Consider the following 18,765-nt stretch of genomic DNA (forward strand, 5'->3'; position numbering starts at 1 on the left):
ATCGCTGTAATCGCATGCGTCTGTCTGCCGATGGCTGGCTGCGTCCCTGTTTGCTAAGGGTTATTCACTCCACAGGCTACTATGAGTACAGTGGCTCTGAAGTCCAACTCAGTTATGAAGCGGGCGAAGTCATTATCGAACATGCTGATCCCAAATTCCCCTGGAAAAGATCAGACAAATGCGTGATCGAGCATTCAACGATCAACAATCTGGAAGCATTTCTGACATTGTGCCAGACAATTGTCATGCCAAGTTTGGCGGCATAGGTCAGTCATACGATCGCGCTTGATTCAGCGCATGATCTCGATGTCAGAATGCCTGAAATTTTGAAATCCCGATGTAAATTTGCGCCGCCGCTCTCGATAGACCGATAACCTTATCCTCCATAAGATGGACAGTTAGGCAGTGGTTTTCTAAAGGGTGATTGCTAAGATAGCTATGCTGCATAAGGCTTAGCAATGAAGTGTCCCCACTGTCAAAGTGAGAAAACGGTGAAAAACGGTAAGGTCAAGCTGCAAGACCAGAGTGTTCAGCAGCGATACTTACAGCGGTTCTTGCTTGAGTAAGCCACAATCTGGTAGCCTGAACGAGTCCCACAAGCTCCGGAAATAGCCGTTCATACTTGCTCCTTCTCGTGGAGCTCTCGATCAAGCACTAACGCGAATTATTAACAAGTGCATTTCCGATCATGATCTGCTGGGCTAGTTCGCACACTGTGGACTATTCATCTGAAAACTGCTGTAAGGATGCCACTCATAGTGGCTACATCTAACGTCTCTCTACATGTAGCGAATTTTTGAAGAATTGATATGAAAATAATCCATACGCCTGGAAACGCTCGTTTCAACCGCCAGAACGACCAGCGCAACAGTCCAGTCCCATGACTATTGCCAGCGCGTAACTGGAGCACCACCGGATACCCACCGTGGGCTTTATTAATCAGGGTGGTAATCATCAAACCAAGTATCTGAGATTCGATAATTAGGTTTAGCTTCGGTGCCGCTCTAGTAATGTCTCCACTAAAGATTGTGCTGTTTTCAATCGATTCAAATCATTCGACTGTGCAACCCAAGCCGCTAAATCATTGAGCGAACCATTGACGAGGTGAGCAAACCCCTCTGCATCGATCGTGTTTAGCTCGCCCTCGTTGACTGCAATTTGGATAGACTCATGGAGCAACGCAAAGCCATACTGATCGATTTCAGCCAAGTCATCTGCTGCCAAAACGGCTGGAGCTTCAACGAAAACTAAACGCCGTAGTTCTTCCTGGTGAGCCACTTCGAGAAATGCCTTGCAGCCGACGATAAGCTGCTGCCAATTGGTGTCTAGGGGCTGGATTTTAGCTTGGATGTAGTCTGTGATCTCGCCGTAGACTTCAACGATGACCGCCTTAAACACGCCCAGCTTGTCGCGGAATTGGTGGTACAAGGCCCCCCGTGTAATGCCTAATTCGCTGATGATTTCTTCGGTTCCCGTAGCGGCATGCCCCTTTGTGGCAAATGAGTGACGCGCTCGATCCAGAATGGCGCGACGAGTGCGCTGAGTTTGTTCCGCTTTGGGGAGGAAATTTGCGGCCGTTTTTCCTCACACCCCAAGCAACCTGGATTATTGAAAATGTTGCCGTATTACCCGGGGCAAGAGGGCGAGGCTTCGGTAAAGCCTTACTCAGAGCTTTGTTAGAGGAGGGGCGATCGCAGCAGCATGACTTTGCCGGAATTATGGTAATCAACGGCAATGATGTCGCTCGCCATACCTATGAGTCCATTGGGTTTAAGCCCTATCAAACCTTCCATGCAGATTACTTCTGGGAACAATTCAACATTGAGTTTCCGGGAGTGACGAAGTTTGGTCTGCGCCTCAATTAACGGGATAAAGGCAATGTCTTTTAAGACCATTCTGGTAGCAGGTGCGAGTCGTGACGATTGAGTTTCTCTGGTCTAATATTTAGCCCGGTGCCTCCAACCTCAAACAGCAGGGTGATGGAAGGGCAGTGCAATGGAGTTTCCGTGCTTACCTTTTGCTTTACCGAGGCCCAGAGTGACACGTTTCTATTGTGGGTAAATTTGATTTTGGGTAAATTTGATGGCATTTCCTAATAAATTAATGAAAATCTGGCGTAGCTTGCCTTCATCCGTTTTAATTATTTGTGACAGGTTATCACTATAATCAAGATTAAATTGCAATCCCTTGAACAGGTGCTGTGAAATGCATTACGTCTCTCAGCGCATGCAATATACGATGTAGATTGAGAACATTTTTATGTATCGTTGATATCCCAGTTGCAATCTTCGACATTTTCAATACATGGTTAATTAGCTTTAATAAGTGTTTGCCACTATTGCTAATAGTTTCTAGATAACGCTGATGCTCCTGCATCAAAAAACAATCGCGATTAAGCAGTTGAGTCAATCCCAAAATCACATTGAGCAGAGTTCGCAACTCATAGCTCATATTAGCCCAAAACTCGCTTTTAGACCGGTTAGCGGTATCTGCCAATCCTTTAGCCTCTTTACAATGCTGCCGTTTGTTCTCGAATTTGCATAAACAGTTTTGCTTGCTGCACCGCAATCCCAACTGATTGGTAGTCTAGGATGCTATTTGCACTTCGGCGATTTGCTATTCGCGGAAATGACTATTTTGGTAAATCACCCTGATGACTGAAGTCGCGGCTATCCGGAAAAAACAGCCGACGCAGGTTACTGAAAACCTGGATGGTATTGAGTCTGTGTCGGCAGATTTGGTGTTGTCCACTCCAATTGCTATTCAACCGATAGATAAGTGACCAAATGCAACAAGACCAAGGGAGTTTGCCACAAATAGCAGTGACCATGAGGAATGTATTGGCTTGGTTAGAGGAGATTTTTAGCCAGTTCCAGTGTGTTTTCTTCTGTAAAAGAAGAACTGGATAGGGTAATATCAATTTTCTAAAGTTCAGCCCCATGTCTTCATAGAACGAACAGTGGTTCGCTCCTACAGCGAATGATCTGTAAACCAGGTCGTGGCAAGGGTAAAGACTGCTCAGGGAGTAGCGCCCCATCGAATTTCAACACCTTTTAAGGGAATAAAGAGCTAACCCGGTGTTCCCTGCATCAAGGTTTTGTTACTCTTCACAGCTTATAGTAATAGTCCTGGTATTTTTCCCTCTCCTCTAGTATTGCTCATGTATGTGATTGGTCTGATTAGTGGTACGTCCGTTGATGGTATTGATGCCGCCCTCGTGGAAATTTCTGGGGCTACCGAGGATTTGCAGGTTAACTTATTGGCAGGAAAAACCTTTTCCTACCCAACCGTCTTGCGAGAGAAGGTTTTGGCTGTCTGTGCGGGATCTGCCCTACCGCTGGTGGAACTGGCTGATCTGGATGACGCGATCGCCGAGCAATTTGCCCAGGCCGCTCTAGCCATTCAACAGGGACAACCCCATGCCGTCTTGATTGGTTCCCACGGTCAAACCGTCTTCCACCGACCACCTTCCCCAATTCAAAACTCCCTGGGCTACAGTTTGCAATTGGGCCGGGGGGATCTGATTGCCGATCGCACCAAAATCCTGACTGTGAGCAACTTTCGCGTAGCCGATATTGCGGCTGGAGGACAGGGTGCGCCTTTAGTGTCTAAGCTGGATGCCTATCTACTTGGTCACCCTGATCAGTCTTGCTGTGTGCAAAATATTGGCGGCATTGGCAATGTTACTTACTTACCTGCCAGGAAGGATGATCGTGGCTGGGAAGAAGCCGTCCTTGGGTGGGATACTGGCCCTGGCAACAGCCTGCTTGATCTGGCCGTTCATCAGTTAACCAATGGTGCTCAAACCTACGATCGCAATGGCGAATGGGCAGCGACTGGACAGCCCTGTCAGCCTCTGATTGATCAATGGCTACAGCAAGACTTCTTTGATCAACCTCCTCCTAAGTCCACCGGACGGGAATTGTTTGGGATGGATTATCTGCAGCACTGTTTGCACGACTGCCAGCAGTACAATCTGACTCAACCTGCTGACATTCTGGCGACCCTTACCGAACTGACGGCTGCCTCGATTGCTCATAGCTACCGTTCTTATTTACCCCAAATGCCGGATCAAGTTTTGCTCTGTGGCGGAGGCAGCAAAAATCAATACTTAAAACAACGCTTGCAGACACTTTTAGGAGCGATTCCCGTCAGAACGACGGATGAGGTAGGACTGAATGCCGATTTTAAGGAGGCGATCGCTTTTGCAGTGTTGGCCTACTGGCGAATTCACAATATTTCAGGAAATCTACCCGCCGTTACGGGAGCGCGTCAGGCTGTTTTGCTTGGAGAGATTCATCCAGTAGTAGAATTTACCCGTGCGCTACCCTGTTAGCGGCTCAGGTCAACCGATGCATGCTAGCATGAATTATCATTGAACCAGCATGGCGCACGGGTCGTCGAGGCAAGGAACTAGGATTGTGGCTCATACCTTTTTGATTCAGCCAGGACGTTGGGCGATGCAAGGGCACTGGCTAGAACGAAATGAACTGCCAGTCTCTGTTATGGGCAAGACGCTGGTTGGTTGGAGCCGCGATGATTGGTTCACGATGGTCACCAAGCTGATTTTCCCAGGAACCGAGCGAAAAGAAATCTCTCTCCAGTACCGGGGGCGCATGGATGCCGGGGAACGCCAGTATACCTTTGTGTTACAACATAGTTTGCTGGGGCGGGTAGAAGGGGAAGGCTGGTTAGCTCAGGAATCGATCGTGCAGCGCTACTGGGCGATCGGCGATCGGCAGCGGCGCAGTGGTTTTGAAACCCTCTACCGGCTGAATGAAAATACCTATTACCTTTCTAGTGGCATCATGGCTGGCCATTATCTCACCAGTACGATGGAGGCAACGTTAGAAAGGCAGTTAGAGTAGGTGGGCAGTCTCCCGTCTTACCTATCAAAAAAATCAATCAGATTGAGTGGCTACAATAGCTTTACGGGATTACTAAAGGAGAAGGGCTTAAGAGAGGGTTAATATTTGCTGACTGCTCCTATGGCAACAGACTCAAACATCGGTCGTTTACTCAATGGGCGCTATCACCTGGTTGAACTGGTGGGTAAAGGGGCTATGGGACGGGTCTACCGAGCCGAGGATGTTGTGTTAGGCAGTGTGATTGCTGTCAAATTCCTGTCTCATACCTTGCTCAACTCCAAGATGCGCGATCGCTTCAACAGTGAAGCCCGCACCTGTGCCCAACTAGCCCAAAAAAGTATCCATATCGTGCGAGTAACAGACTTTGGCGTGGACGAAAACGAGGTGCCGTTCTACGTCATGGAGTACCTGCAAGGGCAAAGTCTAAATGAGATGATCAGCCGTCAGTTGTTGCCTCTGCCCAAGTTTCTCAGTCTGGCTCGGCAAATCTGCTTAGGGCTCCAGTGCGCCCATGAAGGCATTCTGGTAGAGAAGCAACTCTGTCCCATCATTCACCGGGATATCAAACCTAGCAACATTCTGGTAACACCCAACCCGATGCTGGGCGACCTGGTGAAAATTCTAGACTTCGGCATTGCCAAACTGTTGCAGGAAGATTCAGGCCAGACCAGTTCTTTTATGGGTACCCTCCCCTATTCTTCGCCCGAACAAATGGAGGGGCAGGATCTAGATCCCCGTTCAGACATCTACAGTCTGGGGATATTGATGTTTGAAATGCTGACAGGCAAGATGCCATTGCAGGCTGAAACTCACTCGTTTGGTGGTTGGTATAAGGCCCATCATTATCTGCCTCCCCGCACCTTTGCATCGGTAAACCCCAGTTTGAGCTTGCCGAAACCGCTGGAGGTGCTGGTTATGGCCTGTCTGGAGAAAAAGGCAGCCAATCGGCCTCAGTCGATCGCGGAAATTTTGAAAGCTCTGGTGCCCCTGGAAGAACGCTATAGTGCCAGCTATCAGCTTGGTAACCGGATTGGGGAAGCATTAGCCAAGAAGTTGCCGGTCAAGAATCCAGTTACCCAGTCAACCCTCTTGACGGAGGAAATCTGTCAACTGACGACTTGGCCCAAGGATAAACCCATTGCTCAAATCGTTTTTCCACAGGTGTTGAACCGGGGCAAGGAAGCGATGGCAGCAATTTGGGTAATGCTACCGCAACAGGAAATCCGTAGTCTTGAGGTGAATCGGCTTTACAACCGAATTTACCGGAATTTCCTGTGTTCCATGTCTCCGCATCCCATGATCCTCTGGCTAACCGCTATTCATAATCGCTTTCACAGTCAGAACAATGGGCCTCGCTGGTTGCGCTGTTTTCTAGATCTGAAAACTTCCCACGGGCGAGAAATGATCCGCTTGTTGGGAGAAACAAGCGAGTATTGCATTCTCCTCTTTGCTCTGGAGTCTCCCGAACAGTGTGCTCACGCGATTAACGTCACTATTCATCCCTCCCAATGTTCTCTTCTCAAACAGTGGTCTATCACGAGTCAATCTTCTATTTCTATAGGCCAACCTACAACTTCCAAAACTTTATTGCAGGCAGAGTTTGAGAAATTGAAGCCCAAGATTGTAGAAGAACTGGAAAGTTCCTCAAACACGTCGGTCTGGTGAATATTGGCTAGTAGATTGTGGCTGATTAAGGGTTAAGAGTTAAAAGTTAAGAATAAATCGTGTCCGAGTCCAGAACCGGAATTTTCTGATCGGAAAACGACCGTTCTCTTGCTGGATTTGGTTTAAATGGGTAATAGCCTTGGATATATACTCAAAACTTAAAACTCAAAACTCAAAACTTTTCACTCTTCACTCTGAACTTTCAACCCTTATCTCTAGCTTCTTCCAGGGCTTCAACCACGCGCTGCATTACGCCCTGCCAGTCTCCGGGATGGCTTTGGCGAAATAGTCGCATGGTGGGATACCAGGGGCTGTCTTGACGGTTAAGCAACCAGCGCCAGTCAGCTACATGGGCGAGTAAAACCCAGACAGGAGTAGCCAGAGCACCTGCCAGATGGGCGACTGATGTATCTACAGTGATTACCAGATCGAGTTGGGCGATCGCATCTGCTGTGTCTGCCATATCCTGCAACTGTTCACTCAGATCGACGAGACGTGATTGCCAGCCCAACTCTGCAATTTCCAGTTGAGGAATACCCTTTTGCAAGCTGTAAAAGCTGACTTCGGGAACGTCCAGAAGGGAGTGAAATTCCTGGAGAGAAAAGGAACGGGCTTGATTGTGTTTGTAGAGATTGCCCCCTGACCAGACTAGGCCGACTTTTAATTTTGGATTTTGAATTTTGGATTTTGGCTGTTCGCTGTCACTGGAGCAGCTGAATTCAGCAGGCGATGTCGCAGCCAGAGTTGGCAACTCTATATTCACTCTAGGCGGCTGTAGATAGGGAACTTGATGGGGAACGGTGTCGAGGGTGGTGCCCATAATTCTGGGTAGGCTGAGCAGGGGAGCATAGGTATCAAACGCTGGCAGTGGCATCCCTAAGGGAATGAATTGATCAATTCCTGGCAGAGTGGAAAACAGGCGCATCAAAGGCTGATGGCAGGTTAGAATGACCCGTCCGCCCCGTTCAGTCACCAGGGGAACATAGCGGATGAATTGGATGGTATCTCCCAACCCTTGTTCGGCATGGAGGAGCAGGGTTTTTCCAGAAAAATTAGAGCCATCCCAGACGGGTTGCTTAAATGGACAGGGTGGGAAATCTGCCGTTCTTAACCGCCATTCATACTCCGGAAAGCCCTGCTGAAAGTCACCCTTCTGAAGCAGGATCAAGGCCCGATTATAACGGGCAATGGGATGGGTGGGATGAATGCTCAGGGCTTGATTGATATAGGCTAGACCATCCTCGACCTTACCCTGATCCAGAACAGCTTTAGCTAGACTGATGAGCGCATCAACGTTATGGGGTTGGTGGATCAAGGCTTGCCGATGAAAATGAGCCGCCAGGTTCGGTTTTCCCTGATATTGTAATACGACTCCAATCCGATTCAGCACATCAGCACTGGTAGGATTAGCAGCCAGTGCCTGTTGATAGTGGTGGAGTGCTTGTTCCAGCATTCCCTGTTCTTGATAAATGTTGGCCAGGGTTTTCTGGGCCTGTTCGTTTCTGGGTTCAAAGTTGACGATCCAGTTGAGATTGGCGATCGCTTCGTCAATCTGCTTTTTCCCTAGCTTCCATAGGGCCAGGTTCAAATTTTCCCGGGCCTGTCGATGGTTGGGCTGCAAAGCCAGTGCCTGTCGGTAGAGTGCCATGCCCTCCTCTAACTTGTCGCGTTGACAGGCAATCACCCCCATGAGGGACAAAGCATCCACCTGCTGAGGCTGCTGCGCCAGAATTTGTCGGTAAAGCTGCTCGGCCTGGTCGAGATGGCCAGCTTGGTGGTAGGCGATCGCGGCCTTCAGCGCTTCTGCACTGTTAATTGATTGGGGAGAGGAGGGAAATGGGCTTTGCACACCAAAACCTTGACTTGTAGATTGTGAACAGGCTCAGTCTAGCTTGCCCAGCGGCTAGTCACAATTAAACTGAAGGGAACTCTTGCATCTTATTCAGCCGTTTTCCGATCAGAGAAAGTGTGGTTCTGAAATTGGACAAGATTTAATCGGCAAGAAGGCTCATGGAATTGGGGAACTGACAGCTTTCTCAATCCTCAAAGGGATTAAAGAATTCTGGCCGAGGCGGCATCTCGCGTTCCTGATTAGCCAGTTCAGATGGGGGACGATCGCTGCTCCAGGCCCACCAAGCTGTATTACACTCACACAGATAAAACTCCTGCCACTTGCGGCGACGGTCTTCTGTGTAAACAGGCGATCGCCGATTAATCCAAACTCGGGTCGCAGCCTTGCTCAGTGCTCGACAGGAGGGGCACTGAAATTCCGCTGCATGAGTGGCAGCTTGAGTCCAGTCAGGAGGAGTTGGCTCAAACGCTTCCATACTGTTCACCGCTTCAACCCTATTAACTTACTCACCCATTATCAACATTCTATTTATCAACATTCTATGGAGCAGATGGCAGAAGGGGAAAAGAAGGCAGGCTCTCCAATTAAACCAAGTCCAGCTAGAGGACAGTCCTTTTCCGATCAGAGAAACTACGGTTCTGGACTTGGACAAGATTTAAGTTTTGAAAATTCCCCTCTCCTTCTGGGATGCTAAAACCCTGATTCTCGCGTATTTTGGTTATGGTTTTACCTGCTGCCCTAATCGCCATAAAAATCATTACTGCGAGGAAAATGCCCATGTCCATTCTTAACCTGATCTCGCTACTTGGCATTTTCGGTCTGTGTTTCGTTGCCTGGTTGTTTTCCGAGAATCGTAGTTTGAGGGTGTTTCCCTGGCGCCTCATGATTATGGGAATTTTGCTGCAGCTCGTGTTTGGAGCCGCAATTTTTCTGTTTCCACCCACGCGAGAGGCTTTACAGGTTTTTAGCGATCTCCTGAATGTCATCTTTGATGCGGCGGATTATGGCGCAAACTTTGTCTTTGGTCGCAATATTGTACCGCTGCCCGATAAACCTGCCGATGTTAATCTGGGCTATATTTTTGCGTTCCGGGCACTCCCGACGGTGATCTTTTTCTCAGGTTTGATGGCATTGCTTTACAACCTGGGGATTATTCAGGTGATTACAAATGTATTTGCCAAGATTTTTTACTCGGTGATGCGGTTGAGTGGGGCTGAAGCCTTAAGTGGAGCGGCCAATATTTTTGTGGGGATTGAAGCGGCGATCGTGGTTAAGCCCTTCCTGGCAGAAATGACTCGCAGTGAACTGTGTGCCATCCTGGCCTGTTGTTTTGGTACAGCCGCTTCTTCCACCCTGGCAATTTATGTCAGCTTTCTCAAACCTGTATTTCCCAATATTCTGGGACACCTAATATCAGCCTCGATCATGGCAATTCCGGCTTGCTTTGTGGTAGCCAAAATTTTGGTGCCAGAAACTCAGGTGCCGCTAACGCTAGGAGGATTGCCCAAGGAAAAAAAAGCATCCCGCTTGAGGACGGTGACTAGCAAACGGCAATTGCTACAGGATACAAAGCAGTTACCGATGGTAGAAGTGCCTGTCACCACGGAGGATGAAGAACTAACTGAGGTGCTGAGAGGAGAGGCTACAGTAGAAGCTCAGGAGCGAGGAGAAACAGAGTCAGTTCCCCAGGTAGAGCCTGAAGGGCCGCAGGAAACAGTCGCAGGTGAGCCGATCGAGCGCGTTAGCCCATTGGATGCCGCGATCGTAGGAGCGCTGGATGGGGTAAAAATGGCCGTCTCGATCGCGGCTGTGCTGATCTTGATCCTGGGATTGGTGTATCTGTTCAACCAGATTTTTGTGGGGTTAGCGCTGTTGCCCAGTCCGATCGGCAATATTTTCAAGATCGTCACTCTGTCGAATATTCTGGGATTTCTATTCTTACCTCTGACTTTCCTGACGGGAGTATCCCTGAATCCGCAGGAATTGTGGGAGTCTTCTGTAATTATTGGTCGTCGTCTGTTTGAAACGGCCATTCCGCCCTATCAAGCTCTGGCTCAAGCAGCGGCATTACCAGCGGGGCAACGGGTGATCAGCGATCGGGCTGTGCTGATTGTCAGTTACGCGCTCTCTGGCTTTGCCCATCTTGCATCGGTTGGCATCTTTGTTGGTGGTACGATCGCCTTAATTCCCTCCCGTCGCAAAGACATTTCCGAATTGGGCTGGAAGGCTTTATTTGCAGGTACTCTAGCTACCCTGATGATTGCGGCTGTATCAGGCGTTTACTACACACCAGGCAATACCAGCATTTTAGGAGTTCAGCCAACTCCTACTTCCTCCGTCAGTCCGGCTTCAACCGAAACCCAGTCTCCTGCCGCTTCTACCCTATTTCCAGTGGTGACTCTTTCTTCTACAGAACAATAGAAAAGCAAATGGCCGCAAAAATTAGGGTACCTGATTCAGATACCCCAAGTATGATCTTCTGCTCTTGAAGTGATCTTCAATCTAACAAGGCTTTACTAAGCCTCAGCTTTGATGTTAAGTCGTGGATGCTTTTCGGCAAAGTAGCGACTCCATAAAGTATTCACAAATGACAGGATAACTGGCCCTAAGATGATCGCCAATAATCCATGAACACTAAAACCAGGAACCAATGAAACCAATCATAACGCTCTCCTTATTTCTAGATAATGCCGCTACCCTTACCCCGGTAGTCGTGCTCAGAAGTTAACAAACCGCTTTCATCGTTGTCGTTGATGTCATGCAGTTCTTCAGCGCGGTGCTCAACGTCTTCTTCTTCTTCCTTGCGTGCATCCCCCGGGGTTTCGTAATACATTTCAGGCTCGATCGCGTAGTTATTTAACAACCCTTCGCGATCAACCGTAAACCCACCTGTGGTATCTATACTTTCACCTTCTGCTGGTTCAGGAATATGCTTATATTCTTCACCTTCCCGTTCTTTACGGGCGGCTGTTTCAGCAGGGATAATACCTCTATCATAAGCGTCCGATTCAACACGTGGATTTGTCATAACGCCATCTCAACTCAATAACAATTCCTGTACTATACAGCCTAGGAAAAAAAGATCCCTCTACCCCTGGATCAACTATTCAACTAGAGTTCTCTGTCTTAAGACGTAAACCAAGTCCAATGAGAGAACGGTCGTTTTCCTATAAGAGTACGGTTCTGGACCTAGACTTGGTTTACTTTAGAGCTATTTTCCTATTCCCCAAAGAATTGGACTATCCGTTGCACATAATCCAGCTTTGCGATCGCTACCAGAACCTCACGCCATTGAGGAGTATGGGTTTCACCGATACACAGATACTGATTTTTAGTGCAGCCAATTCGTCCAGGCGATCGAGAAATTTGAATAGCAGGGTTAATCAAACGGACTTCATTGAGGTGCTTCTCGGTTGCGGTAATGCAAAACTCATAACTCAGCGATCGTCGTCCATTGGGTGGGCCAGTTAATCCATCTGGTGAAATCTGGGAAAGATCAAAGGTGATTTTATTTAGCACTAAATCAGAAACAGTCATCTGACTGGAATTTTGATTGGATAGTTTACAGGCCAGTAATCCAGGAGAGAGAATTACAAGTATCAGTAGAAGAACTTTCAATATCATCGAATTCCTCCGAATCGACCGCATCATAGTTTCAATGCATCTCCTGAAACGGGATCAAACCAGTGGGTTACCTCTTCTGGAATGACCAGGGTTAATTCCCGGTTTGACCAATCTTCGTTGGGGGATAGCAAGGTTCTGACTGTAACAGGGCTACCTTGAGAATTGGCGACCTGAACGCTGACCAACTTGTACATTCCCAGGTTTTCTACCAGAAATACCCGGCCCTGAATCGTTGGTCGTTCGCCTGGTTGTGCTAATCGGATATGCTCTGGACGAATGCCCAGAACAACCTCAGATGGGATAGTTGGCAAATTGGGTAGCGGAATCTGAAAATTTCCCAGCCAGGCATGGCGATCGCGGCAGGGCAGAGTCAGTAAGTTCATTTGGGGACTGCCAACAAACCCGGCAACAAATTGGTTCGCCGGATGGCTGTAAATGCGATCGGGGGAATCCAATTGCTGCAAATAGCCATCATTCAGAACAGCTACTTTTGTGGATAGGGTCATTGCCTCTGTCTGGTCATGGGTGACATATACTACGGGAGCCTGCTGGGCCTCAAAAATTTGTTTCAGTTCTGCCCGCACATTTTCCCGCAGTAAAGCATCCAAATTACTCAGAGGTTCATCCAGCAAAAATACATCCGAATCCCGCACTAATGCTCGTCCGACTGCGACCCGTTGCCGCTGTCCCCCTGATAGTTGGCCCGGTTTGCGTTGCATGAGTTCGTTCAGTTCCAGAATTTGGGCAACTTCCCGCACCCGCTTGTCAATCTCGGCTTTGGGAACCTTCTTCAGCCGCAAGCCTGCACTTAAATTTTGGTAAACTGTCATATGGGGATACAGCGCATAACTTTGAAAAACCATCGCAATATTGCGATCGCCCGGTTGCATTTGAGTCACATCTTGTCCACCAATCACGACTTGTCCCTGGGTGGGCAGTTCCAATCCCGCAATCATTCGTAAAATAGTAGACTTGCCGCAGCCTGATGGCCCCAGCAAGCTTAAAAACTCTCCATCCTCAACTGTCAGGCTAATATCCTTCACAGGAACGACTTTGGGGCTGAAAGTTTTGTTGAGATGAATTAGTTCAAGCTGGGCCATAGATGGGATCGTCGTAAAGGATGGACAACACTCACTGCAAAAGGCAAGCTGTTCTCCCCAGCTTACTGCAAGCACAGCCAGTCTCCTCTAGACAGCAAAAATTCTCAAATTTCAAAGGCTCTAGTCATACATTTTTCGGGGTAGCGAGTCTTCTGAGGACTGGGAAACTGATTTTAATACAGCGTTGGAACGTGCCCAATTTGACCAGAAGGTGATCCGTGAATTGATTGTTGGCCCCCAAGAAAAAACCTACCCCTATGCTGGGCCGAGCAATTTGGGAGCCTTAATGCACACGGGGTTTGTGACTGCTTACTTTGCGGTAAGAGACCAGATTCATCATTACATTCAAAATAGTGCAGTTTCGACTGTGGTTACCACGGGTCATAGTTTAGGGGGAGCGCTGGCTACCCTCTGTGCGGTTGATATTCAGTACAATTTTTCCGATAAAGTAACCATCGAAGCTTTTACCTAAGGTGCGCCGAAAGTAGGGAATGATGGCTTCCGTGATTCTTATAATCAACGGGTTCCCAACAGCTACCGGGTTGTTCACGGGATGGATATCGTACCGGAGTTGCCAAGATGGTGGCAGGGCTACCGGGTTGTGGACAAAGAATTCCGGATTGGACAGCGGTTCAGCATCAACTTCATCACCCAACGGTTTAAGGATCACGCGATCGATCGCCATATTGCAGTCCTCAGGCAATTAGCAAAATAAATGATTCAGACCGAAGCATTAGAAAATGTTTGGGCATGGTGAAGCACCAGCAAAGGCTTTTGGGGAATTATTGCTAAACACGTAACCAGCGGTTAATAGCAAAAGGTGAAGCGGGTGAAGCGGTGATCTTGACTCAGATCCCCAAGGGTTTGATATTGTGGGTATTTGAGCCAGATGCACAGTTAGCCAAACGTTAAACCCTGTACGTATTCACCACTCCCTCACGAAAGTCCTGTGGCGCCTAACCGCTTACCTCAAACTACCGCCTATGTTCGGATTACTCGCCAATGCTGGCAGCAGGGCAAAATTGAAGGTGAAGTGTGGGCTAATCAGTTTGAGTGGCAATTTGAGTGGTGCTTCCGGCATGGCGAATTGCTCGTCCAACCCTCTCTAGGGCGTGCTCTGATTAAAGAACCTTTGGGACGGTTTCTGGAACAACGGGACTATCAGTTGGAACCTGGGGGAGATTACTCGTTTACCATTCGGGGAGAAGTATAGGCATCCCTGTATCGGTTGAGGTAGAGAAATCTTCCCCCTGAACGTTAACTACTATCGACTAAACGATGTGCTGAACAAGCGGCGGCGCTTGGGAGATTGGCGTTCTATAGCCCTGTGCAGAGCAGTTTCAAAATGGCTAGTGGCATCATCCCAGGTGTAACTCGTCACTTTGTTGTAAGCCATATCCGACATCACTTGCCAGGTTGAATTGGAGAAGTGATAAATCTGCTCGATCGCCCGGGCCATATCCTCTGGATCTTCTGGTTTCACTAAAATTCCGGCCCCATCGCTCAACATTTCTGGGGCGATTCCCGTTGGGGTGCCAATCACTGGCGTGCGACAGGCCATGGCTTCTAAGATAGGGAGACCGACGGCTTCATAACGGCTAGGAAACAACCAGACATCACAAGCTGAGTAATAGTCTCGCAGTTGATGTTGTTCTGGCCAGGGGTCGTAGTGTAGCTGAGATAAAAAGGGAAGTTCCAGAGATTGACCAAACCCGAAGGCAACCAGACGCAAATTAGGAATGCGTTGGGCTGCTAATTCCAGCGCCTGAAAAGCAATATCGCATCCCTTCCAGGACGTGTGCCCATACATCATGCCAACGGTGGGGACAGGCTGCTTATCCCGTTTAGAAGCAAAAAATTGTTGAGTGTCCACGCTGGGAACTACGAGGGAGACATCCCGATCGCCAAACCGAAGCATGAGAGTATCGCGGATCCAGTTCGCAACGGTGATCTTATGGAATGGCATTTGATAAGTTGCTTCTACTCTCCTGCGGGGTAAATAATCGAACATCTCATAGTGTTGGATGTAATAGACTTTTGCCCCTTTCGATCGAGACAGTTTCATCACCCACTCTGCCGTTTCCCACCAGGTGGCAATGACAACATCTGCATCTGGCACATCTGCATCTGTTACTGGACGGTAACGTTCCAGTACATGACAGGCAAGACCTAATCGCTCAAAATGACCTAACTGGATTTCGTCAGTAATCAGTTGTTCTTGCTTTAGGAAAGATTTAATGCATCCCCCAAGACTGGGCTGGGCAGAAGGTACAGCAACTAAATAAACTTCATGACCGCGCTTCTGTAATAAGCTGGCATACAGTGCAATTACGTGCATTCCACCACCCATATCAGGTGTAGGAAGAACGAAGGTAATCCGCATGAATCAGTATATCCTTTAACAAGGAGTAGCCACGTTCAAACAGGTAGTGTTGATTATCTGAGCAGTAAAGTTGATAGCTGCTCTTAAGCACTTATAAATGTCAGTGATTCCATATAGAAAAAAGCGATCATTTTTGATAGAATTCATAAAAAAATAAGGAGTAAGAGTTTAGCTGATTGAAAGACGGTTTTCAAAACAATCTACTTTAAAAACAATCTAGTTGCCTCAAGTATCTATTGAAGAATTTAAAATTAGTCAATTCTGCTATTTTTAATACTGTTTTTTGCATAAACCGAACAATCAATACAGCACCTCTAAATCCATGAATTAATTATCAGTGCATTAGTCCAGTATTTCTACGGATCTTTGTGAAAATTATGTAGAATTTGATGAAGATTCTATAGTTTTTCTGAGACAACCAACAAATACTCTAATTCTGGAGCTTTTAACTAAACCTTATCTAGGCACAGAACCATAGTTTTTCCTATGGGAAAACGATCGTTCTCTCGCTGGACTTGGTTTAGATCTGGCTGAACACAAGAGAGGAGCGACGATCGCCTGCTTCCGAATGCACGGTTATAGTAATAATTTGCTGATCTATCAGTCGAGCTTTGCCCGCTGGGGATCCCGTGCCCGGATTTACTGGATAAGCTGGAAAACAGGCAGCACTGAGACTCAGGCGAATTGCACAGCCCGGTTGCACACTAATACAGGTAGGTTGCAAAGCCAGGATAAGAGGGTTGGTCGATGCAGTTGCTGGCACCACGATATGACCCTCGGTAAAATTAAACACTCTGCCGTCGGGTTGAACCTCGGACACAACGGCATGCAGGTCAAAGCTGGGAGTATCGGCTGTACATATTAAATGAAGCTGTACCTCCCCCGCCAGGTGTAGGGCTTCCGTCAAGGGGTCAGAGGTATAAGTCAGAATATCGGTGCGACTATCCAGGGTCGATCGCTCCTGGGGGCCGGAGGGGTAAGCGGCATGGCCTCCGCAGGTGGGAACAGGTCGCCAGGGATCGTGGACGAGGATGTCAAGCACGTTATGAGTTATAAGTGTTGAGTTTTGAGTTGGATAGCCTTCTGGATTTTGGATTTTGGATCTTGGATTTTGGATTGTCTCTGAGGAATTTTGCATTTTGCATTTTGCATTTTGCATTAATCGTCCGTCTCGGTCGTCGATCGCTGCAAGTCCCGTGCTGGCAAGGTAGAAAACAACGGGTTGGGAGGCGTTCCAGGAGGGGTAGAAGCGCCACTGGTTGCTGCCCATTTCAAAGAGTTGGATGGGAGGTTCAGTTAGAAGGCCGGTGTCGATGCCCTTTAAGAACTGATCGAACCAGCGAACTTGCAGACGATCGCAGGGACTGTTTGCCTGTGGGCCAAAGTCCAAGGCACCAACTGTGCGGCTCCAGGGAAGGTGTGTCCAGGGGCCGACGATCAGTTGTTGACGGTAGGCGCTGCGATCGGCCATCTCTTGATACAGACGCAAGGTGCCACGTAGGAAAGTATCAAACCAGCCACCAATATGCAGCATCGGGAGATCAACGTCTTGGAAGTAAGTTTTTGGGGATAGCTGTTGCCAATACTTATCGGGTTCAGGATGATCCAGCCACTCATGATAGAAGGAATCGGGTGCAAGTTGCTGAAGCAGGCTGGGGCGGGTGGGCACTACGTCCCCTAGAGGCAAGTTTTTGGCTGCAGCAGCCAGCCTTTGATGAGCAGCAGCATCACCTTGCAAGCGAGCAGTTTCGGCAGCCAGTTGAATCGCCCATCCCAGATTCGCTTGTAAGCAGAATGCTCCATTTTCATAAGCCCAATCCTGATAGAGGTCATAGCCAATCATGGCGGGACAAATGGTTTTTAGGGCAGGGGGATGGGCGATCGCGGCATACAACTGGGTCATGCCCTGGTAGGAAAAGCCATACATGCCTACTTCGCCAGTACTGCCTGGTAGGTTGGCCGCCCATTGCACGGTATCGTAACCATCAAGGATTTCATGGGCAAAGAGTTTAAAGTCACCCTCAGATGTCCCTCGTCCTCGCACATCTTGAATGACCACAATGTATCCATGAGCCGCATACCAGATGGGATGAGCATAGACGACAGTGGAAGCGATCGCTCGTCCATACGGTTGCCGCATCAGCAAGACTGGAAATGGCCCCTCTCCTTCTGGTCGATACACATCTGCATCCAGTCGCACGCGATCGCGAGTCACCATCGACAGGGTTTGTTTCGGCTGCACCTTCAACATTGTCAATCCCATTCCTCGGAGATCGCTAGAGAGTTTAAATTGGTAGCCCGACGAATCGAATTATTCATTTGGATCCACCCCCAATTGCCTGAGTTTTTCCATTAATCGTAGTTTTTCCAGTCGTTCTTGCTCGGCTTGTTGGCGTTGTCTACTTGTTTCCTGTCACGCTTGTTCGACTTCTGCCTCCAATTGACGAATCATCTGGTGCGGGAGGGGGTAAGGCTGCCCAGATTGGTCATACCAGGCCAACCATAGAACAGGGAAGATCTTCCGAACCAGGCAGCCAAATCTCTGAGTCAGTAATGTTTGGGTTCATCATCAAGAACCTCAGCCTGAGTGCTTTTATTGTGGCATAGGCGATCGCGCTTGTTAAAATTGTCCTGGTAGTCGTTACTGTGGGGCGATCGTAGCCATAAATCAGATAGCCTCCCAAAAAACTGAACCTTTAACCTTTGAGGAGTACCTTGTTTATGACAGTGGTACAGATACTCGATATGAACTGGTCGATGGAATACTCGTTGAAATGCCATCAGAAAGTGACGAAAATTTGGCGATTGCCAGGAAAATATTTTTAGAACTGATTCAACGCTTTTCTGCTGAATTAGTTGTCTAGGGACCTAAAATTAAGGTGACAGGGCGGCGAGCGCGGTGTAGATTACCGGATTTTGGTGCATACAGAAGCCTCAAAAGCGGCATTGGCAGGACCAACCGGGCCACCATTACGCGGGATATGCCACCTCCAGCATTAGTGATTGAAATAGTTTCTCCCGGAAACGCAAGTCACGATCAAGACTACCGCTACAAACATACGGAATATGCCGCACGGGAAATCACCCAATACTGGATTGTCGATCCGGAGGAGCAAAAGGTGACGTTGTGCAAATGGATAGATGGGCAATACGAGGACACGGTTTGTACAGGTGGCGATCGGCTCCCATCTGAAATTGTCCCGAATTTTGGACTGCCTCCAGCAGCAATTTTTGCTTAAACGATTATCAGTAAAAAAAACTCTGGCAAACACC

The 18,765-nt window shown here is 48.2% G+C and carries 17 protein-coding genes and 2 pseudogenes; 9 read left to right on the forward strand and 10 right to left on the reverse strand.

The window, feature by feature from the left end; all coding sequences use genetic code 11:
• The coding region (locus ACUVQO_RS08300) for a hypothetical protein (protein ID WP_445925420.1) at window positions 1-266 on the forward strand (266 nt) is incomplete at its 5' end.
• Between the two features lie 721 nt (window positions 267-987).
• On the opposite strand, the gene ACUVQO_RS08305 is transcribed toward ACUVQO_RS08300, so the two are convergent.
• Window positions 988-1,428: a TetR/AcrR family transcriptional regulator gene (locus ACUVQO_RS08305; protein ID WP_445925421.1), complete on the reverse strand. Its 441-nt coding sequence runs from the start codon at window positions 1,426-1,428 to the stop codon at window positions 988-990.
• Window positions 1,429-1,443: 15 nt separating this feature from the next.
• Window positions 1,444-1,524 (reverse strand): annotated as a pseudogene (locus tag ACUVQO_RS08310) (TetR/AcrR family transcriptional regulator); the annotation flags it as partial.
• Here ACUVQO_RS08310 and ACUVQO_RS08315 point away from each other — a divergent pair.
• Window positions 1,500-1,865, forward strand: a complete 366-nt coding sequence (locus ACUVQO_RS08315; protein ID WP_445925459.1) for a GNAT family N-acetyltransferase — start codon at window positions 1,500-1,502, stop codon at window positions 1,863-1,865. The pseudogene ACUVQO_RS08310 and the gene ACUVQO_RS08315 sit on opposite strands and share 25 nt — an antisense overlap.
• Before the next feature lie 307 nt (window positions 1,866-2,172).
• Here ACUVQO_RS08315 and ACUVQO_RS08320 read toward each other — a convergent pair whose 3' ends face one another.
• Complete coding sequence (locus ACUVQO_RS08320; RefSeq protein WP_445925422.1) at window positions 2,173-2,574, reverse strand: sensor histidine kinase; 402 nt, start codon at window positions 2,572-2,574, stop codon at window positions 2,173-2,175.
• 523 nt (window positions 2,575-3,097) lie between these two features.
• On the opposite strand from ACUVQO_RS08320, the gene ACUVQO_RS08325 reads away from it, so the two are divergent.
• The 3 genes from ACUVQO_RS08325 (at window position 3,098) to ACUVQO_RS08335 (ending at window position 6,533) form a co-directional block, all read left to right on the forward strand.
• Complete coding sequence (locus ACUVQO_RS08325) at window positions 3,098-4,336, forward strand: anhydro-N-acetylmuramic acid kinase (protein ID WP_445925423.1); 1,239 nt, start codon at window positions 3,098-3,100, stop codon at window positions 4,334-4,336.
• 85 nt (window positions 4,337-4,421) lie between these two features.
• A complete protein-coding gene (locus tag ACUVQO_RS08330; RefSeq protein WP_445925424.1) occupies window positions 4,422-4,868 on the forward strand; it encodes a hypothetical protein in 447 nt (148 codons plus the stop codon).
• Between the two features lie 120 nt (window positions 4,869-4,988).
• A complete protein-coding gene (locus ACUVQO_RS08335; RefSeq protein WP_445925425.1) occupies window positions 4,989-6,533 on the forward strand; it encodes a serine/threonine protein kinase in 1,545 nt (514 codons plus the stop codon).
• Between the two features lie 202 nt (window positions 6,534-6,735).
• On the opposite strand, the gene ACUVQO_RS08340 is transcribed toward ACUVQO_RS08335, so the two are convergent.
• Both ACUVQO_RS08340 and ACUVQO_RS08345 read right to left on the reverse strand, forming a co-directional pair.
• A complete protein-coding gene (locus tag ACUVQO_RS08340) occupies window positions 6,736-8,382 on the reverse strand; it encodes a tetratricopeptide repeat protein (RefSeq protein WP_445925426.1) in 1,647 nt (548 codons plus the stop codon).
• A 187-nt stretch (window positions 8,383-8,569) separates the two neighbouring features.
• A complete protein-coding gene (locus tag ACUVQO_RS08345) occupies window positions 8,570-8,860 on the reverse strand; it encodes a hypothetical protein (RefSeq protein WP_445925460.1) in 291 nt (96 codons plus the stop codon).
• Window positions 8,861-9,162: 302 nt separating this feature from the next.
• Between ACUVQO_RS08345 and ACUVQO_RS08350 the strand changes: the two genes are divergently transcribed.
• On the forward strand, window positions 9,163-10,806 hold the full coding sequence (locus ACUVQO_RS08350; RefSeq protein ID WP_445925427.1) for a NupC/NupG family nucleoside CNT transporter: 1,644 nt from the start codon (window positions 9,163-9,165) through the stop codon (window positions 10,804-10,806).
• A 259-nt stretch (window positions 10,807-11,065) separates the two neighbouring features.
• On the opposite strand, the gene ACUVQO_RS08355 is transcribed toward ACUVQO_RS08350, so the two are convergent.
• The 3 genes from ACUVQO_RS08355 to ACUVQO_RS08365 all read right to left on the reverse strand — a co-directional run bounded on the left by ACUVQO_RS08355 (window position 11,066) and on the right by ACUVQO_RS08365 (window position 13,109).
• Window positions 11,066-11,413 (reverse strand): hypothetical protein, encoded by a 348-nt coding sequence (locus tag ACUVQO_RS08355; RefSeq protein WP_445925428.1) that lies wholly within the window; start codon window positions 11,411-11,413, stop codon window positions 11,066-11,068.
• Window positions 11,414-11,604: 191 nt separating this feature from the next.
• Entirely contained in the window at window positions 11,605-11,922 is a 318-nt protein-coding gene (locus ACUVQO_RS08360) for a hypothetical protein (protein ID WP_445925429.1), read from the reverse strand.
• Between the two features lie 110 nt (window positions 11,923-12,032).
• The gene (locus ACUVQO_RS08365) at window positions 12,033-13,109 is read right to left on the reverse strand and encodes an ABC transporter ATP-binding protein (protein ID WP_445925430.1); all 1,077 of its coding nucleotides are present in this window, start codon (window positions 13,107-13,109) and stop codon (window positions 12,033-12,035) included.
• A 130-nt stretch (window positions 13,110-13,239) separates the two neighbouring features.
• Here ACUVQO_RS08365 and ACUVQO_RS08370 point away from each other — a divergent pair.
• Both ACUVQO_RS08370 and ACUVQO_RS08375 read left to right on the forward strand, forming a co-directional pair.
• A pseudogene (locus ACUVQO_RS08370) lies at window positions 13,240-13,824 on the forward strand (lipase family protein).
• Window positions 13,825-14,058: 234 nt separating this feature from the next.
• Window positions 14,059-14,322 carry a DUF3146 family protein gene (locus ACUVQO_RS08375; RefSeq protein ID WP_445925431.1) on the forward strand — a complete coding sequence of 88 codons (264 nt, stop codon included), beginning with the start codon at window positions 14,059-14,061 and terminating at the stop codon, window positions 14,320-14,322.
• A 51-nt stretch (window positions 14,323-14,373) separates the two neighbouring features.
• Here the strand turns inward: ACUVQO_RS08375 and ACUVQO_RS08380 are convergent, their stop codons facing one another.
• Both ACUVQO_RS08380 and ACUVQO_RS08385 read right to left on the reverse strand, forming a co-directional pair.
• The gene (locus tag ACUVQO_RS08380) at window positions 14,374-15,492 is read right to left on the reverse strand and encodes a glycosyltransferase family 4 protein (protein WP_445925432.1); all 1,119 of its coding nucleotides are present in this window, start codon (window positions 15,490-15,492) and stop codon (window positions 14,374-14,376) included.
• A 520-nt stretch (window positions 15,493-16,012) separates the two neighbouring features.
• Window positions 16,013-17,743, reverse strand: a complete 1,731-nt coding sequence (locus tag ACUVQO_RS08385; RefSeq protein ID WP_445925433.1) for a CocE/NonD family hydrolase — start codon at window positions 17,741-17,743, stop codon at window positions 16,013-16,015.
• Window positions 17,744-18,371: 628 nt separating this feature from the next.
• Here ACUVQO_RS08385 and ACUVQO_RS08390 point away from each other — a divergent pair.
• A complete protein-coding gene (locus ACUVQO_RS08390) occupies window positions 18,372-18,731 on the forward strand; it encodes a Uma2 family endonuclease (protein WP_445925434.1) in 360 nt (119 codons plus the stop codon).
• Window positions 18,732-18,765 lie beyond the last annotated feature (34 nt).

It is taken from the genome of Leptodesmis sp., from assembly GCF_052746595.1.

Bases quoted from the DNA above. Each gene is read 5' to 3' on its own strand.
- ACUVQO_RS08315 (WP_445925459.1), top strand. From the start codon at position 1,500: ATGAGTGACGCGCTCGATCCAGAATGGCGCGACGAGTGCGCTGAGTTT.
- ACUVQO_RS08365 (WP_445925430.1), bottom strand. From the start codon at position 13,109: ATGGCCCAGCTTGAACTAATTCATCTCAACAAAACTTTCAGCCCCAAA.
- ACUVQO_RS08385 (WP_445925433.1), bottom strand. From the start codon at position 17,743: ATGTTGAAGGTGCAGCCGAAACAAACCCTGTCGATGGTGACTCGCGAT.
- ACUVQO_RS08335 (WP_445925425.1), top strand. From the start codon at position 4,989: ATGGCAACAGACTCAAACATCGGTCGTTTACTCAATGGGCGCTATCAC.
- ACUVQO_RS08350 (WP_445925427.1), top strand. From the start codon at position 9,163: ATGTCCATTCTTAACCTGATCTCGCTACTTGGCATTTTCGGTCTGTGT.
- ACUVQO_RS08355 (WP_445925428.1), bottom strand. From the start codon at position 11,413: ATGACAAATCCACGTGTTGAATCGGACGCTTATGATAGAGGTATTATC.
- ACUVQO_RS08360 (WP_445925429.1), bottom strand. From the start codon at position 11,922: ATGACTGTTTCTGATTTAGTGCTAAATAAAATCACCTTTGATCTTTCC.
- ACUVQO_RS08380 (WP_445925432.1), bottom strand. From the start codon at position 15,492: ATGCGGATTACCTTCGTTCTTCCTACACCTGATATGGGTGGTGGAATG.
- ACUVQO_RS08345 (WP_445925460.1), bottom strand. From the start codon at position 8,860: ATGGAAGCGTTTGAGCCAACTCCTCCTGACTGGACTCAAGCTGCCACT.